Origin of the sequence: Mycobacterium sp. 1482292.6 (assembly GCF_001672995.1) — a bacterium.
In the GTDB taxonomy this organism is placed as follows: domain Bacteria; phylum Actinomycetota; class Actinomycetes; order Mycobacteriales; family Mycobacteriaceae; genus Mycobacterium; species Mycobacterium europaeum_A.
In genome coordinates, this window is sequence record NZ_LZKV01000106.1 from 1 (window position 1) to 569 (window position 569).

At 74.9% G+C, this 569-nt stretch carries 1 protein-coding gene; it reads left to right on the top strand.

The window, feature by feature from the left end; translation table 11 throughout:
- A partial coding sequence (locus tag A5624_RS11215) for an AMP-binding protein (RefSeq protein ID WP_232002244.1) occupies positions 1 to 569 on the top strand: 569 nt, incomplete at both ends.

A 569-nucleotide genomic window follows, 5' to 3' on the forward strand; every position in this document is an offset into this window, starting at 1 on the left:
GGGGTGGTCGGCGAGCTGTACGTCGCCGGCCGCGGCGTCGCATACGGGTACGTGCGCCGGCCCGGGCTGACCGCGACCCGGTTCGTGCCCTGCCCCTTCGGCGAGCCCGGATCGCGCATGTACCGCAGCGGCGACCTGGTCTGCTGGGGCCCGGACGGCCAGCTGCAGTACTTCGGCCGCGCCGACGAGCAGGTCAAGATCCGCGGCTACCGCATCGAGGTCGGGGAGGTGCGCTCGGCGCTGGCCGCGCTGGACGGCGTCGACCAGGCGGTCGTCATCGCGCGCGAGGACCGACCGGGCGACAAGCGCCTCGTCGGCTATATCACCGGCACCGCGGATCCCGCCGAGGCCCGCACGCAGCTGGCCGAGCGGCTGCCCGCCTACATGGTCCCGGTGGCGGTGGTGGTGCTCGACGCGCTGCCGATGACCCTCAACGGCAAGCTCGACATCCGCGCCCTGCCGGCGCCCGAATACTCCGCGGCCGGCGGTACAGCTCGCCGACCACCCCGGCGGCCACCGGGCGCAGCCAGCCGTCCAGGACGAACAGCGCCGTGCCGGGCACCGAGGAG